13 protein-coding genes are annotated in these 14823 nt (G+C 73.0%); 6 read left to right on the top strand and 7 right to left on the bottom strand.

Annotation, left to right across the window (positions count from 1 at the left end):
- Complete coding sequence (locus DEU34_RS00545; RefSeq protein ID WP_259459982.1) at window positions 1-1062, bottom strand: enoyl-CoA hydratase/isomerase family protein; 1062 nt, start codon at window positions 1060-1062, stop codon at window positions 1-3.
- A 113-nt stretch (window positions 1063-1175) separates the two neighbouring features.
- Between DEU34_RS00545 and DEU34_RS00540 the strand changes: the two genes are divergently transcribed.
- Together DEU34_RS00540 and DEU34_RS00535 are read left to right on the top strand one after the other, a co-directional pair.
- On the top strand, window positions 1176-2375 hold the full coding sequence (locus DEU34_RS00540) for an ABC transporter ATP-binding protein (RefSeq protein WP_121147821.1): 1200 nt from the start codon (window positions 1176-1178) through the stop codon (window positions 2373-2375).
- Window positions 2372-3190 (top strand): ABC transporter permease, encoded by an 819-nt coding sequence (locus DEU34_RS00535; RefSeq protein ID WP_121147819.1) that lies wholly within the window; start codon window positions 2372-2374, stop codon window positions 3188-3190. Before DEU34_RS00540 ends, DEU34_RS00535 begins: the two co-directional genes overlap by 4 nt.
- A 6-nt stretch (window positions 3191-3196) precedes the next feature.
- Here the strand turns inward: DEU34_RS00535 and DEU34_RS00530 are convergent, their stop codons facing one another.
- Window positions 3197-3607: a hypothetical protein gene (locus DEU34_RS00530; RefSeq protein WP_121147817.1), complete on the bottom strand. Its 411-nt coding sequence runs from the start codon at window positions 3605-3607 to the stop codon at window positions 3197-3199.
- Window positions 3608-3722: 115 nt separating this feature from the next.
- Between DEU34_RS00530 and cofG the strand changes: the two genes are divergently transcribed.
- The 4 genes from cofG to cofC all read left to right on the top strand — a co-directional run bounded on the left by cofG (window position 3723) and on the right by cofC (window position 9411).
- Window positions 3723-6167, top strand: a complete 2445-nt coding sequence (gene cofG / locus DEU34_RS00525) for a 7,8-didemethyl-8-hydroxy-5-deazariboflavin synthase CofG (RefSeq protein WP_121147815.1) — start codon at window positions 3723-3725, stop codon at window positions 6165-6167.
- Entirely contained in the window at window positions 6164-7654 is a 1491-nt protein-coding gene (locus DEU34_RS00520) for an NAD(P)/FAD-dependent oxidoreductase (RefSeq protein WP_121147813.1), read from the top strand. The genes cofG and DEU34_RS00520 overlap by 4 nt, the downstream gene beginning before the upstream one ends.
- Entirely contained in the window at window positions 7651-8670 is a 1020-nt protein-coding gene (gene fgd, locus DEU34_RS00515) for a glucose-6-phosphate dehydrogenase (coenzyme-F420) (RefSeq protein WP_121147811.1), read from the top strand. Before DEU34_RS00520 ends, fgd begins: the two co-directional genes overlap by 4 nt.
- A gap of 63 nt (window positions 8671-8733) precedes the next feature.
- Complete coding sequence (cofC, locus tag DEU34_RS00510) at window positions 8734-9411, top strand: 2-phospho-L-lactate guanylyltransferase (protein ID WP_121147809.1); 678 nt, start codon at window positions 8734-8736, stop codon at window positions 9409-9411.
- A 97-nt stretch (window positions 9412-9508) separates the two neighbouring features.
- Here cofC and cofD read toward each other — a convergent pair whose 3' ends face one another.
- The 5 genes from cofD to hemC all read right to left on the bottom strand — a co-directional run bounded on the left by cofD (window position 9509) and on the right by hemC (window position 14819).
- On the bottom strand, window positions 9509-10471 hold the full coding sequence (gene cofD, locus DEU34_RS00505; protein WP_121147806.1) for a 2-phospho-L-lactate transferase: 963 nt from the start codon (window positions 10469-10471) through the stop codon (window positions 9509-9511).
- Window positions 10472-10574: 103 nt separating this feature from the next.
- Window positions 10575-11912: a glutamate-1-semialdehyde 2,1-aminomutase gene (gene hemL, locus DEU34_RS00500; RefSeq protein ID WP_121147804.1), complete on the bottom strand. Its 1338-nt coding sequence runs from the start codon at window positions 11910-11912 to the stop codon at window positions 10575-10577.
- A gap of 125 nt (window positions 11913-12037) precedes the next feature.
- The gene (gene hemB, locus DEU34_RS00495) at window positions 12038-13021 is read right to left on the bottom strand and encodes a porphobilinogen synthase (protein WP_121147801.1); all 984 of its coding nucleotides are present in this window, start codon (window positions 13019-13021) and stop codon (window positions 12038-12040) included.
- On the bottom strand, window positions 13018-13824 hold the full coding sequence (locus DEU34_RS00490) for a uroporphyrinogen-III synthase (protein ID WP_121147799.1): 807 nt from the start codon (window positions 13822-13824) through the stop codon (window positions 13018-13020). The genes hemB and DEU34_RS00490 overlap by 4 nt, the downstream gene beginning before the upstream one ends.
- Window positions 13821-14819, bottom strand: coding sequence for a hydroxymethylbilane synthase (hemC, locus tag DEU34_RS00485; protein ID WP_121147796.1), 999 nt, complete (start codon window positions 14817-14819; stop codon window positions 13821-13823). The genes DEU34_RS00490 and hemC overlap by 4 nt, the downstream gene beginning before the upstream one ends.
- Window positions 14820-14823 lie beyond the last annotated feature (4 nt).

The following is a 14823-nucleotide window of genomic DNA, read 5'->3' as shown; positions in this document are numbered from 1 at the left end:
TCAGCTCCAGAGCGGGGTGGCGGGTCGATGCGCGAACGCCTCGGCGAGCGTGGTCGGCGCGATCTCGTCGAGCGACGCCGGAGCCCATCGGGGCGAGCGGTCCTTGTCGACGAGCTGCGCGCGGATGCCCTCGAGCAGATCGGGCTGGGTCGCGGCGAACCACAGCACGAGGCCGTACTCCTGCTCGAGGGCGGCCCGCAGGTGCGGGAGCGCGCGGGCGCGGCGGACGGCCTCGAGCGTCACGACCATCGCCGTGGGTGAGAGCTCACCGAGAGTGTCGGCGGTGGCGGATGCTTCGGGCTCCGGCCGCGCGCGCAGACGATCGACGATCTCGCCCACACTGTCGGCGGCGAACGCATCGTCGATCCATACCCGAGCGGCCTCGAGCGGGGACGGCGGCGGAGTCTCGTCGAAGAGCAGCACCATCTCCGCCGGGGTGGACGGATCGGCCCGCGTCTCGAGGGCGTCTCGCAGCGCATCGAGGTTCTCACTCGGCACGACGTGGTCGGCGAAGCCGGCGTAGACGGCGTCTGCGCCGTTCATCGACGCGCCCGTCAGCGCGAGGTACTCGCCGAGACGGCCGGGCGCCCGGCCGAGCAGCCAGCTGCCGCCGACGTCGGGGGTGAGGCCGATGCGGGTCTCGGGCATCGCGAGCACCGATCGCTCGGTGACGACGCGCACGGTCGCGTGCCCGGCCAGGCCGATGCCCCCGCCCATGGTGATGCCGTCGGCGATGACGACGATCGGGGTCGGGTACTCGGCGATGCGGGCGTTCAGGGCGTACTCGTCGCGGAAGAAGACGCCCGCGGCGTCGGCATCGCCGGAGCGGATCTGGTCGGCGAGCCCGCGCACGTCGCCACCGGCGCAGAACCCGCGGTCACCGGCTCCGTCGATCAGCACGATCCCGACGTCGGGCTCGTGCTCCCACTCGTCGAGTGCCGCTCGCAGACTCCTCACCATGCCGAGGTCGAGTGCGTTGAGCGCCCGGGGGCGATTGAGAGTGAGGCGCCCGAGCCCGCTCGCGGCTCGAGCGATCACACGGGGTTCGGTCGCAGCATCCACCCCGTCACGGTAGCGCGCCGGGCGCAGCACGGTCAGAGAACCAAGGAAATACGGGATCGGGGGGTGTTTCCGCCAAGATGGAAGGAACGCACGCATGAACGGGAGGTGTCGGCATGCCAGACGGACAGGTGCTGGAATTCTGCGGGCTGGTCAAGCGCTTCGGCCCGGTCACCGCGGTCGACGGCCTCACGGCGCGCGTCGAGCCGGGTCTGGTCACCGGGTTCCTCGGGCCGAACGGCGCCGGCAAGACGACGTCGCTGCGGATGCTGCTCGGACTCGTGCGTCCGACGGAGGGCACCGCCACGATCGGCGGGCGCACCTACGACAAGCTCGACCGACCGCTGCAGAGCGTGGGCGCGGCCCTCGAAGCATCCAGCTTCCACCCCGGGCGCACGGCTGCGAACCACCTCAGGGTCTACGCCGATGCCGGGGGCATCCCCCGCGCCCGTGTCGACGAGGTGCTCGGCCTCGTCGGGCTCGCCGACGTCGGCGGACGCAAAGTGGGCGGCTACTCGCTCGGCATGCGTCAACGGCTCGGACTCGCCTCGGCGCTGCTCGGCGACCCCGGCGTGCTCGTGCTCGACGAGCCCACGAACGGCCTCGACCCCGAGGGGATCCGCTGGATGCGGGGACTGCTGCGCACCCTCGCAGCCGAAGGTCGCACCGTGCTCATCTCGTCGCACCTGCTCGCCGAGGTGCAGCAGACCGTCGACGCCCTGCTCATCATCGCCTCGGGGAAGCTCGTCTTCCAGGGCGGCATCGAAGACCTCGCCGAGCGCAGCGAGCACGCGACGATCGTCGACGCGCCCGACCGCGCGGCCCTCATCGCCGCCATCGAGGCCGCCGGACTCGAGTACGCGGTGCTGCGCAACGGCCTGACCGTGCACCGGGTCGAGCCGGTGGAGGTCGGCGCGATCGCCGGCGCGGCAGGCGTCGTGCTGTCGAGCCTGCAACGCCGCGGGGCCGGCCTCGAGGAGATCTTCCTCGACCTCGTCAACGGCGCGGTCGTCGTGCCCCCGGCCGACGCATCGACGAGCCCGGCGGCCGACTCCCCCGAGCCCCGGCCGGAGCCCGCCCCTGGGCAGGGGACGGATGCTGAGCCGGATGCTGAGACGGAGCCCGCCCCCGAGTCCGAGCCGGATGCTGAGCCCGAACCGGCCCCGCAGCCGGCGCCGGTTCCCGAGTCCGCGCCCGTTCGCGAGCCCGAGCCGGCCTCCGAGCCCGAGCCGTCGACCGCGGCCTTCACCGTCGCCTCCACCGGCGTGATCGACATCGTGCCGCCCGCCGACCCCGCCGAGGAGGAGCAGCGATGAGCCTCGCAACCGCCACCCGCTCCGAGCTGACCAAGCAGTTCACCACCTCCATCTGGTGGATCCTCGCCCTGGTGCTCGCCGTCTACGTCGCCGTCGTGGCGGCCGGTTTCGGGTGGGCCCTCGCCGCGGTCGCCACCGGAGCCCTCCCCGGCAGCACCGGCCCCGCTGTCGCGCTCGACACCCTCCCGCCGGTGATCTACAGCGTCGCCACCTCGTTCGGCTACGTCTTCCCGCTGCTCATCGGCACCCTGATGGTCACGTCGGAGTTCCGGCACAAGACGCTCACCCCCTCGTTCCTCGCCACCCCGCGCCGCGGCACGGTGCTCGCCGGCAAGGTCGTGGTGGCGCTGGCGATCGGCGCCCTCTACGGAGTGATCGGAACGATCGCCGCCGTCGGTCCGGGCGCGCTCGTACTCGCCGCATCCGACGTTCCGACCCTGCTCGGCGAGAGCGACACCTGGGCCATGCTCGCCCGCATGGTTCTCGCCTTCGCGCTCTGGGCCCTCGTGGGACTCGGCGTCGGAACGGTCGTGCGCAACCAGGTCGTGGCCATCGTGCTCGTGCTGGCGTTCACCCAGTTCATCGAGCCGATCGCCCGGGTCGCGGGCGCGTTCGTCGAGGGGATCGAGCCGATCGTCCGCCTGCTTCCCGGCGCCGCGGGCGACGCGCTGGTGGGCAGCAGCGCCCTGTCGGTCGCGGCGGCGAGCGCCTCCGCACCGCTCGAATGGTGGGTCGGCGGTCTCGTGCTGCTCGGCTACGCGGTCGTGTTCCTGGTCATCGGGCAGTTCACGACCTGGCGTCGCGACGTCGACTGACCCGGATCAGCCCCGCCGTCGGGGCTTCTTCTTCGCGATCGCGGCGACGTCTTCGGGTTCGCCGTCGACCTCCAGACGCAGGGCCTGGAGGAGCGAGGCGCCGTGCTGCGTCGTGAGGATCAGCCGCTCGAACTCGTCGTGACCCTCGAGGTCGATGACGACGCTCGATCGGCGTCGGCGGATGAGCACCAGATCGTTGCCTCCGGCCGACTTCCACGTGCCCATCGCGACCGCGACGGGCAGGTAGATGCCGGGGTTCGGCACACCCCGCAACCACGTCCACGCGTCGTCGGTGAGCTGGGCGCGCACGATCGTCTCGCGCGGCACGCGCAGGTTGCCTCGTCGGAACGTCATGGCCTTCTCGGTCGGCGACAGCACGACCTCGAGCTGTGTCGAATCGAGCAGGAGCGAGACCATGCCTCCATCCTGCCAGCGGTCGACGTGTCATTCCGAGCCGGATGCTCACAGGACGACAACGATCCGCCCCGCGGCCGTCGGCCCCGGCGCGCGGGAGGCGGGATAGCCTGAATCCATGAGCGTCGGCAGCACCGTATCTCCCGTCGCCGACCGGCTCGACGCACTCCGCGGGGGCGCGGCTCTCGACGCCGACGCAGCCGAGGTGCTGCTCGCCGCGACCGGCACCGACCTCGAGGCGCTCCTCGACCTCGCGGCGACGACCCGCGACGAAGGACTCGCCGCCGCCGGGCAACCCGGCGTCATCACCTACTCGCGCAAGGTGTTCGTGCCGCTGACGACCCTCTGCCGCGATCGCTGCCACTACTGCGTCTTCGTCGACACCCCCGGGCAGCTGCTGAAGAAGCGCAAGCCCGCGTTCATGTCGCCCGAGCAGGTGCTCGCGGTCGTGCGGCAGGGCCAGGCGATGGGCTGCAAAGAGGTGCTGCTCACCCTGGGCGACCGGCCCGAAGACCGCTGGCCCGAGGCCCGGGCCTGGCTCGACGAGCACGGCTACGCCTCGACCCTCGACTACGTGGCCGCGATCGCGCGGCTGGTCACCGCCGAGACGGGGCTGCTCGCCCACGCGAACCCCGGCGTGATGCACGCCGACGAGTTGCGGATGCTGCGCCCCACCGCCCCGTCGATGGGCATGATGCTCGAGACCACCTCGCGCCGGCTCTTCGAGGAGCCCGGGCAGGTGCACTTCGGCTCGCCCGACAAAGACCCCGACCTGCGGCTGAAGGTGATCGACGAGGCCGGCGCGGCGGGCATCCCGTTCACCACGGGCATCCTCGTCGGGATCGGCGAGACGCTCCGCGATCGAGCCGAGTCGCTCATCGCGATGCGAGAGCTGCACGAGCGTCACGGCCACGTGCAGGAGATCATCGTCCAGAACTTCCGGGCGAAGCCGCGCACCGCCATGCAGGACGCCCCCGACGCCGATCTGCTCGAGTACGTCGCCGCGGTCGCGGTCGCCCGACTCGTCTTCGGACCCCACATGCGCATCCAGGTGCCGCCGAACCTCTCCGACGCGGCCGAGTTCGCGCTCCTCGTGCGCGCGGGCGCCGACGACTGGGGCGGCATCTCGCCGCTGACGGCCGACCACGTCAACCCCGAGCGCCCGTGGCCGCACCTCGACGACCTCGCACGCATGACGGCCGACCTCGGCTTCACCCTGCGCGAGCGCCTGACCGCCCAGCCCCCGTTCGTCCGTGACGCCGCCCGGTGGATCGACCCGGCCCTCCACTCCGCCGTCGCCACCCTCGCCGACCCCGCGACCGGGTTGGCCGCGGACGTGACGGCAGCACCCCTCCGACCGTACTCAGGCTCATCGGCATCGTCGCCGTCGCCCGCCCCCGGAATCACGGGCGTGCCCGCGTTCGGCGACGCGCCCATCCTGAGTACGGGCGGAAGCCGCGCCGACAGCGCCGGGAACACCTCGCGCGACCGACGGCCCACCAGCGATACCCGGCGGTTGGCGGAGGCCGCCGCGGCCGATCCGCTGGCGCTCGACGACGCCGAGTGGGTGGCGCTGCTGCAGGCGACGGGCACCGACCTCGACACGCTCGCGGCCACGGCCGACGACGTGCGCCGGTACACCGTCGGCGAGACCGTCAGCCTCGTCGTCAACCGCAATCTGTCGTCCTCCGGTTTCCACGCCGCCGGTCGCCGCGGCCCGGGCACGTTCGGCCTCGACGACGTCGCGCAGATCGCCGCCGACGCGGCCGACCTCGGCGCCACCGAGGTGTGCGTGCAGGGCCGGCTCGACGCGACGGAGGATCCCCGCGCCTACCTCGAGATCGCGCGAGCTGTGAAGGCCGGAGCCCCCGGCATCCACCTGCACGCCTATCGCCCGCAGGACGTGTGGGATCTCGCCGACCGGGGCGGGTTCGGCCTCGACGGCGCCCTCGCCGCCCTCCGCGACGCGGGCGTCGACACCGTCCCCGGCACCGGCGTCAAGGTGCTGAGCGAGCGGGTGCGTGCCCTCGTCGCCCCCGGCGACGTCGAGATCGACCGCTGGGTCGCGGCGATCACCGCTGCCCACCGCGCGGGCTTCCACTCGACGTCGGTGCTGTTCTACGGACACGTCGAGACGGCCGCCGAGCGCATCGCGCACCTGCGCGACCTGCGCCGCATCCAGGGCGAGACGAACGGGTTCACGGAGTTCGTGCCCATACCCCTGCCGGGCCACGGCATCCCACTCGTCGCGGGCCGCGCTCCGCTCGACGAGCACCGCGCGATGGTGGCGGTCTCACGCCTCCTGCTCTCCGGCAGCATCCCGCACGTGCAGATCCCGTGGACCCGGGTCGGGAGGGATGCTGCGGCCGAGCTGCTGCGCTCGGGCGGCGACGACCTCGGGGGCGCGCTCCTCGACGGACGCGTGCTCCCCGACGCCGGGGTCGAGCAGGGGCTCGAGCTGCCCGTCGCCGACGCCTCGCGGATCGCCGCACGCCTGTTCCGCCCGTTCCGCCTCCGCACCACCGACTACGGCACCCCGACCCGAGGGCCGGGCATCCCGTGACCCGGGTCGACGTCGCCATCGTCGGTGCGGGGTTCGCCGGCCTCGGTATGGCGATGGCCCTGCGTCGCGCGGGCCGCGACGACTTCGTCGTGCTCGAACGCGGCGAGACGGTCGGCGGCACCTGGCGCGACAACACCTACCCCGGGGTTGCCTGCGACGTGCCGTCGCACCTCTACGGTTTCGCCGCGCACCCGCACCCGGCGTGGTCGGCCACCTTCGCGCCCGGGCCCGAGATCCACGCCTACCTCGAAGCCGTCGCCGAGCACGAGCGGCTCGGCGACCGCCTGCGCCTGCGCACACCCGTGCTGGGCGCCGAGTGGGATGCTGCGGCCGCCCTCTGGCGGATCGACGCGGGCGGGGAGACCATCGAAGCGTCCTCGCTCGTGCTGGCGTGCGGGCGCCTGACCGAACCCCACGTGCCGTCGATCCCCGGTCTCGAATCGTTCCCCGGCGCGATCTTCCACTCCGCGCGCTGGGACCACTCCGTCGAGCTCGCCGGCGCGCGCGTCGCGGTCGTCGGCACCGGCGCCAGCGCCGTGCAGCTCGTGCCCGAGCTCGCCCGCACCGCCGAGGTCACGCTGTTCCAGCGCACCCCCGCGTGGATCGTGCCGCGCGGCGGCCGCGACTACAGCGCCGAGGAGCGGGAGAGGTTCGCCACCCACCCCGATGAGCTCGCGCGGCTGCGCGCCGAGCTCTACGTCGAGGGCGAGGCGCGCTTCGCGTCGCGCTCGGGCGATGCCGCCGCCTCGGCCGCCGCCCGCGCGGTCGCCCACTCCCACCTCGAGCGTCAGGTCGCCGATCCCGCGCTCCGACGGGCGCTCACCCCCGACTACGCCTTCGGTTGCAAGCGGGTACTGCTCTCCGACGAGTTCTATCCGGCGGTCGCGTCCGACGCGGTCGCCCTCGAAGCATCCGCCCTCGCGTCGGTGGACGGCAGCACCCTCGTCGCCGGGAGCGGTGCACGGTACGAGGCCGACGTCATCGTGCTGGCCACCGGATTCGCCGCCTCGCAGCAGCCCTACGCCGAGCTGGTGCGCGGCGAGGGCGGCATTACGCTCGCGGAGCACTGGGCCGACGGCATGACGTCGTTCGCCTCGACCGTCGTGCCGGGCTTCCCCAACCTGTTCGTGCTCAACGGGCCGAACGCGAGCCTCGGCCACAACTCCTCGGTACTGATGAGCGAGGAGCAGGCGGCGTACGTCGTGCGTGCCCTCGTCGAGCGCGACCGACGCGCCGACGGGGTGCTGCGCACACGGCCCGAGGCCGAGGCGGCGTACACCGACGAGATCGCGACCGCCGCCGCATCCACCCCGTGGCTCACCGGGTGCGGCAACTGGTACGTCGACGATCGTTCGGGGCGGCTCACGCTCCTGTGGCCCGGAACCGTGCAGGCTTTCCGCGAGCGACTCGCCGCCGCGGACGGAAGCGAATTCGAACCCGCGCACGCGCCCTCGCGTCACGGCCAGACCAGAGGAGAGACGACATGACTATCCCGTTGCGCTTCGGATACAAGGCCTCCAGCGAGCAGTTCGGTCCGTCCGAGCTGCTGGAGTTCGCCGTGCTCGCGGAGGAGATGGGGTTCGACTCCGTCTTCCTCTCCGACCACCTGCAGCCCTGGATGCACGAGGGGGGCCACGCCCCCGCCGCGCTCCCGTGGCTCGGAGCGCTCGGCGCCCGCACCTCGACCATCGTGATGGGCACGTCGGTGCTCACGCCCACCTTCCGCTACCACCCGGGCGTCGTCGCGCAGGCCTTCGCGACCCTCGGTGTGATGTACCCGGGGCGGGTCATCCTCGGCGTCGGCACGGGTGAGGCGCTCAACGAGGTCACCCTCGGGCTCGAGTGGCCCGAGCCGCCCGAGCGGTTCCAGCGCCTCAAGGAGGCGATCATCCTCATCGAGAAGCTGTGGGCCGATGAGCGCGTCACCTACGAGGGGAAGTACTACTCGGTCAAGGACGCCACGATCTACGACCGCCCGCCGGCCGACCACACCGTGCCGATCTACATCGGCGCGTCGGGGCCGGCCGCCACGCGCCTGGCCGGACGCATCGCCGACGGCTACATCACCACGAGCGGCAAAGACCCGGCGCTCTACACCGACACGCTGCTCCCCGCCCTCGCCGAGGGTCTGGAGAAGGCCGGGCGCGAGGCCGACGCCATCGACACGATGATCGAGGTCAAGGTCTCGTACCACCCCGACCACGACACCGCGATGGAGAAGACCCGCTTCTGGGCGCCCCTGGCCCTCTCGCCCGAGGAGAAGCGCGACGTGCACGACCCGCTCGAGATGCAGCGGCTCGCCTCCGAGCTGCCGCTGGAGCGCGCGGCATCGCGGTTCATCGTCTCGACCGACCCCGACGAGCACGTCGAGAAGATCGCGCGCTACGTCGAGCTGGGGTTCCGTCACCTCGTGTTCCACGACCCGGGGCACGACCAGGCCGAGTTCCTGCGCATGTACGGGGCCGAGATCCTGCCGCGCCTGCGCGCGCGCTTCGCCGACTGAACCCTTCGCGGCCTCGCGGCAAGCCCGCCCCCGATCTCCGCTCCCTCGGGCAGAATTGTCTGGATGTCTCTGACTGACCGCTTCTCGCCGCGCTCCTCGCCCGCGCCGGCCGAACACGGAAGCCCCGGGTGGGTCGTCGTCGTGCCGGTGAAGTCGTCGGACATCGGCAAGTCCCGGTTGTCGGATGCCGCGCCCGACCGCGCGGCGCTGGCCCGCGCGCTCGCGCTCGACACCATCGCGGCCGCGGCGGCAGCGACGGCGGTCGAACGGGTCATCGTCGTGACCGAGGACGCCGACATCGCGGCCGCGGTCCGCCGGATGCGGACGGTCGACGTCGTCCGCGAGGGCGACACCCGCGGACTCGACGCAGCCATCGCGACCGGTGTGTCGGCCGCCGGGTCCGACGTGCCGCGCGCGGCCCTGCTCGGCGACCTGCCGGCGCTGCGCCCGTTCGATCTCGACACCGCCCTGGAGGCCGCGCAGGCCGTGGAGCGCGGCGTCGTCGCCGACGCCGAGGGAGAGGGGTCGACGCTCGTGACCGCCCGGGCCGGCGCGACCTGGCTCTCGGCCTTCGGCGAAGACTCCTTCTCGCGCCACAAGCTGCTGGGCTGCACGCCCCTCGACGTGCCCGCCGACTCGACCCTGCGCCGCGACGTCGACACCGCCGAACAGCTGGCCGCAGCATCCGCCCTGGGTCTGGGCGAGCGCACGACCGCCGTGCTGTCGTCGTCTGCGGCCTAGCCCCGGTGCACTGAGCGCACGAGTTCTGCACGAGCACACGGGTCGGGCGCAGCCAGAGGTCGTGCGCTCGTGCGCAAGCCGTGACGTCGCGGGCGCATCAGACGCCGGCGGCGGCGAGCGCCGACGCGGCGATCGCGGCGGACGCGTCGACGTCGCTCATCCACAGCGGGGTGACGATGGGGCGGATGCCGGCCGCCTCGACCGCCGCGGCGGCGTCGGCGTCTTCGGTCGCGACGAGCCAGGCGTCGAGCAGGCCGCCCCTCGACCGGGCGCCGTAGTGGGCCCCGACGTCGGCCGCGGAGGTCTCGACGCCGATCGCGGTGAGGCAGACGTCGGCCATACCGCGCACCACCCTGCCGCCGATGATCGGCGAGACGCCCACGACGGGCGCGGATGCTGCGGCCAGCGCCTCGCGGATGCCCGGCACCCGCAGGATCGGACCGATCGACACCACGGGGTTCGACGGCGCGACCAGCACCACGTCGGCGGCGGCGATCGCCTCCGTCACGCCGGGCGCGGGTAGGGCCGCCCCGACCCCGGGGTTGTCGAATCGGGCGGGGGCGAGGGTGGCGCGATAGCGCGTCCACCACTCCTGGAAGTGCAGGTCGCGGCCGTCCTCGAGCACCACGCGGGTGTCGACCTCGGCGTCGGTCATCGGCAGCATCCTCGCCCCGAGCGGCCAGCGGGCCGACAGCCGCTCGACGACCTGCGCGGGGGTCGCTCCGTCGCGCAGCCACCCCGTGCGGGCGAGGTGCGTGCCGAGGTCGAGGTCGCCGAGGGTGAACCAGGGCCAGCCGGCGCCCCACGCCTGCAGCTCCTCGTTGACGCGCTCCGTGTCTCCCTGCCGCCCCCACCCGCGCTGGGTGTCGTTGACCCCGGCGAGCGCGTAGAGGATCGAGTCGATGTCGGGCTGCAACCGCACGCCCGAGAGCCACAGGTCATCACCCGTGTTGACGACGACCGTCGCCTCGGGCCCGCCGCGGCGTGCGAGCGCCTCGCGCACACCGAGCGTGAATTTCGCCCCACCGACCCCGCCGGCGAGCACGACGACGCGGGTCATCGGGAGCCCGCCGCCGCCGAGGGTGCCGGCTTCTGCCGATGGAGGTCGAAAACTCGGCCTGGTTCAGCGGGAACGGGCACCTTCGGCGAAGGTGCGACGCCGGTCACGAGCCCAGCGGAGGCTGAGGGGCGGATGCTGCGGCGCGGGCCGCGGCCGGAAGCGCCGACACGATGCGCTCGAGGGCGGCCTCGTCGTGCGCGGCGGTGAGGAACCACGCCTCGTACACGCTCGGCGGGAGCGAGACGCCCGCGTCGAGCATCGCGTGGAAGAACGGCGGGTAGCGCCAGGCGTCCTGCGTGAGCGCGGTGGCGTAGTCGCGGGGTGCGTCGGGGAGGAACGCGACACCGAACAGCGAGCCCGCGCGAGGCACGGCGTGCACCACGCCCTCGGCGGTGAGCGCCGACGACAGGGCGTCGGCGACGACCGCCGCGGCCTCGTCGACCCGGGCGTAGACCTCCGGGGTCGCCAGGCGCAGGGTCGCGATGCCGGCCGCGACCGACAGCGGATTGCCCGAGAGGGTGCCCGCCTGGTAGACCGGGCCGAGCGGGGCGAGGGCGTCCATGACGTCGGCGCGACCGCCGAGGGCGGCCAGCGGCATCCCTCCTCCGACCACCTTGCCGAACGTGAACAGGTCGGGCGTGAAGGCCTCGCCGGCGGCGGCCTGCAGGCCCCAGTAGCCCGCGGGGTGCACGCGGAAGCCGGTGAGCACCTCGTCGATGATGAGGAGCGCGCCGTTGTCATGGGCGATGTCGGCGAGCGCGGCGTTGTACCCGGGAAGCGGAGCGACGACGCCCATGTTCGCCGCCGCGGCCTCGACGATCACGGCGGCGATCCGGTCGCCGTGCAGCGCGAAGGCCTCGCGCACCGCATCGAGGTCGTTGTAGGGCAGCACGAGCGTCTGCGCCGCGATCGGGGCGGGGACACCGGCCGATCCGGGCAGGGCGAGCGTCGCCACGCCGGAGCCCGCGGCGGCCAGCAGCCCGTCGGAGTGGCCGTGGTAGTGCCCGGCGAACTTGATGAGGAGGTCGCGGCCCGTGACGCCGCGCGCGAGGCGGATCGCGGTCATCGTCGCCTCGGTGCCGGTCGAGACCAGCCGCACCTTCTCGACCGGCTTCGCATCGCCGACGGCCACCCGCTCGGAGATGAGGGAGGCGAGCTCGACCTCCGCACCGGTCGGCGCGCCGAACGAGAGGCCGCGGGCGGCCGCGGTCTGCACGGCCTCCACGATCTCGGGGTGCGCGTGCCCGAGGAGGGCAGGCCCCCAGGAGGCCACGAGGTCGACGAATTCGCGCCCCGCAGCATCCGTCACCGTCGCGCCTCGCGCCGACGCGAGGAACCGCGGCGTGCCGCCGACCGACCCGTAGGCGCGCACGGGCGAGTTCACCCCGCCCGGGATCACCTCGCGCGCGAGGTCGAACAGCTCGTCGTTGCGATCGGTCATGGTCGGGTTCCGTCCCTAACTCAGGATGAATGGTGGTTGTCTCGCCCTGGAGCCGTTGCCGATCCCGATTCAGCCTGAGTTCGTGCTGGGGCGGGAGCGAAGCCGGCGGAGGTGGGTGAGGCGGCTCAGGGGGTGTCGCGCAGCCAGCGGGCCGCTTCGACGGCCCAATACGTCAGGATGGCGTCGGCGCCGGCACGACGGATGCCGAGCAGGCTCTCCTCGATCGCGCGACGGCGGTCGATCCATCCGTGAGCTGCGGCGGCCTCGATCATCGCGTACTCGCCCGACACCTGGTACGCCCAGACGGGGATGTCGACCGAGGCCCGCACCTCGGCGAGCACGTCGAGGTAGGGCATCGCGGGCTTGACCATGACGATGTCGGCGCCCTCTTCGGCGTCGAGCAGGGCCTCGCGCACGCCCTCGCGGCCGTTGGCGGGGTCGAGCTGGTATGTGCGGCGATCGCCGACGAGCTGCGAGTCGACCGCCTCGCGGAACGGGCCGTAGAAGGCCCCCGCGTACTTCGCCGAGTAGGCGAGGATCATCGTGTCGGTGAAGCCCTCGGCGTCGAGGGCGGCGCGCACGTGAGCGGTCTGGCCGTCCATCATCCCCGACAGGCCCAGCAGGGCGGAGCCCGCCCGCGCCTGCGCGAGAGCCATCGACGCGTACCGCTCGAGGGTGGCGTCGTTGTCGACCCGGCCTCTCGCGTCGAGCACGCCGCAGTGCCCGTGATCGGTGAACTCGTCGAGGCAGAGATCGGTCTGCACCACGAGCGCATCGCCGACCTCGGCGACGAGCGCCTCGGTCGCCACGTTCAGGATGCCGCGGGGGTCGTCGGCTCCGGATCCCCGGGCGTCGCGCACCTCCGGCACGCCGAAGAGCATGAGTCCGCCGACGCCGGCGTCCGCCGCGTCCGTCGCCGCGCGACGGAGCGAGTCGAGCGAGTGCTGCACGACCCCGGGCATCGACGAGATGGGCGAGGGCTCGGTGATTCCCTCGCGCACGAACATCGGCAGCACGAGCTGCGACGGGGCGAGGTGGGTCTCGCGGACGAGACGGCGGATGGCGGGCGATTGCCGCAGCCTGCGCGGCCGGTGCTGAGGAAAGGTCATGGCGTGAACTCGTCGGCCGACTGCGGGAGGGGGAAGCGCGCGACCGAGGCGATGAGCGAATCGACCGTCTGCTGTTCGGCGATCACGTCGACGGCGAGCCCGGCGCGACGCGCGTCCTTCGCGGTGCGCGGGCCGATCGCGGCGATGACGGTCGACTCGGGGATCTGCGGGAACTGCGCCTGCACCTGCTCGGCGACCGATCCGCTGGTGACGAGGATCGCGTTGATACGGCCGGAGGTCACATCGCGGGCGATCTTGTCGGTGACGGGGACGCCGACCGTGCGGTAGGCCACGACGCTGCGCACGTCGTGCCCGGCCTCGATGAGCATGCGCGTGAGCACCGGTTTGGCGATCTCGCTGCGCAGCGCGAGCACCCGGCGGGAGTCGGGTTCGAGGGAGATCATCTGCTCGGCCATGCCCGCGGCGGAGTTGTCGCGCTCGGGCACGAGGTCGACGCGATAGCCGGCGGCCTGGAGGGCGGCGGCGGTCGTCTCTCCGACCGCGGCGACCTTGGTGGTGGCCGGGAGCACGGCGCGATAGGCGTAGAGCACGTCGACCGTCGTCGCACTGGTCACGGTCAGCCAGTCGAACGCCCCGGCGGCGAGATCACTGAGGGCGGCTTCGAGCGAGGCCTGATCGTTCGTCGGAGCGAAGTTGATCAGCGGCGCGATGACGGGGGTCGCTCCCTGGTTGCGAAGGGTCGCGGCGACACCGTCGCCCCAGGGGCCGCCGCGCGGCACGAGCACGCGCCAGCCGGCCAGGGGCCGGTCGGGCGTCGGGGTGTGCCGTGGGCTGGAATTCATGGGGTCGACTCTCGTGGGACAAGATCGGCCGCCCCACGTTCGAGCAACCGATGTGCGACATCTTCCCCGGTGCGCGCAGCTCGCGCGATCGGGTCCGCGCCATCGGCAGCAATCGCACCATCGCCGCTGCCTGATGTCCGAGCATACCCCGGCTCGAGGCGCACGGTTCGGTCCATTCCGATGCGGTGCGCCCCGTCGAGCGCGTAGACGAGGGCGCGGATGCGCAGATCGCCGTCCGAGACGGAGGCGTGGGCCCCGACCGGTGCGTGGCATCCGGCGTCGAGGGTGGCGAGCACGGCGCGCTCGGCCGTGATCTCGATGCGGGTCTGCAGATCGTCGAGTCGTCCGAGCGCGTCGAGCAGGTCGGATGCGGCGTCGGTGCGCGTCTCGACGGCGAGCGATCCCTGCCCCGGCGCGGTCGGCCACTCGTCGAGGCCCATGGGTTCGGCGACGAGTCCGCCGAGGTCTCCGCCGAGTCTCGACACACCGGCGGCCGCGAGCACCACGGCGTCGAGATCGCCGTCGCGCACGCGCGACAGCCGCGAGTCGACGTTGCCCCGCAGGTCGCGCACCTGCACGCGGTGGTTGCGACGCAGCACCTGCGCGATGCGGCGGGGCGACCCGGTGCCCACGACCGCCCCCTGCGGGAGTTCGGACAGCGGCGTGCCGTCACGGGTGATCACGATGTCCCTGGCGTCTTCGCGGGCCGGGGTGGCGGCGATCACGAGACCCTCGGGCTGCGCCGTCGGCAGATCCTTGAGCGAGTGGACGAGCAGGTCGCACTCGCCCGCGGCGAGCGCCTCGCGCAGTCCGTTCGCGAAGACGCCGCGCCCACCGAGCTGCGACAGCGACGCGCGGTTGATGTCGCCCTCGGAGACGATCGGGACGAGCAGCACCTCACGGCCGGACGTGCGGGTCAGCGCGTCGGCGAGCTGCTGCGATTGGGCGAGGGCCAGAGCGCTGCGTCGGGTGCCGAGGCGGAGGGGCGCGCTCATCGCG

It is taken from the genome of Microbacterium sp. AG1240 (assembly GCF_003635115.1).
GTDB lineage: Bacteria > Actinomycetota > Actinomycetes > Actinomycetales > Microbacteriaceae > Microbacterium.
The sequence above is the reverse complement of the archived record's forward strand: the minus strand, read 5'-3'. Positions and strand labels throughout refer to the sequence as shown.

Coding starts and splice junctions, on each gene's coding strand:
- cofG (WP_121147815.1), top strand. CDS start 3,723: ATGAGCGTCGGCAGCACCGTATCTCCCGTCGCCGACCGGCTCGACGCA.
- fgd (WP_121147811.1), top strand. CDS start 7,651: ATGACTATCCCGTTGCGCTTCGGATACAAGGCCTCCAGCGAGCAGTTC.
- hemC (WP_121147796.1), bottom strand. CDS start 14,819: ATGAGCGCGCCCCTCCGCCTCGGCACCCGACGCAGCGCTCTGGCCCTC.
- DEU34_RS00530 (WP_121147817.1), bottom strand. CDS start 3,607: ATGGTCTCGCTCCTGCTCGATTCGACACAGCTCGAGGTCGTGCTGTCG.
- cofC (WP_121147809.1), top strand. CDS start 8,734: ATGTCTCTGACTGACCGCTTCTCGCCGCGCTCCTCGCCCGCGCCGGCC.
- DEU34_RS00535 (WP_121147819.1), top strand. CDS start 2,372: ATGAGCCTCGCAACCGCCACCCGCTCCGAGCTGACCAAGCAGTTCACC.
- DEU34_RS00540 (WP_121147821.1), top strand. CDS start 1,176: ATGCCAGACGGACAGGTGCTGGAATTCTGCGGGCTGGTCAAGCGCTTC.
- DEU34_RS00490 (WP_121147799.1), bottom strand. CDS start 13,824: ATGAATTCCAGCCCACGGCACACCCCGACGCCCGACCGGCCCCTGGCC.
- cofD (WP_121147806.1), bottom strand. CDS start 10,471: ATGACCCGCGTCGTCGTGCTCGCCGGCGGGGTCGGTGGGGCGAAATTC.
- hemB (WP_121147801.1), bottom strand. CDS start 13,021: ATGACCTTTCCTCAGCACCGGCCGCGCAGGCTGCGGCAATCGCCCGCC.
- hemL (WP_121147804.1), bottom strand. CDS start 11,912: ATGACCGATCGCAACGACGAGCTGTTCGACCTCGCGCGCGAGGTGATC.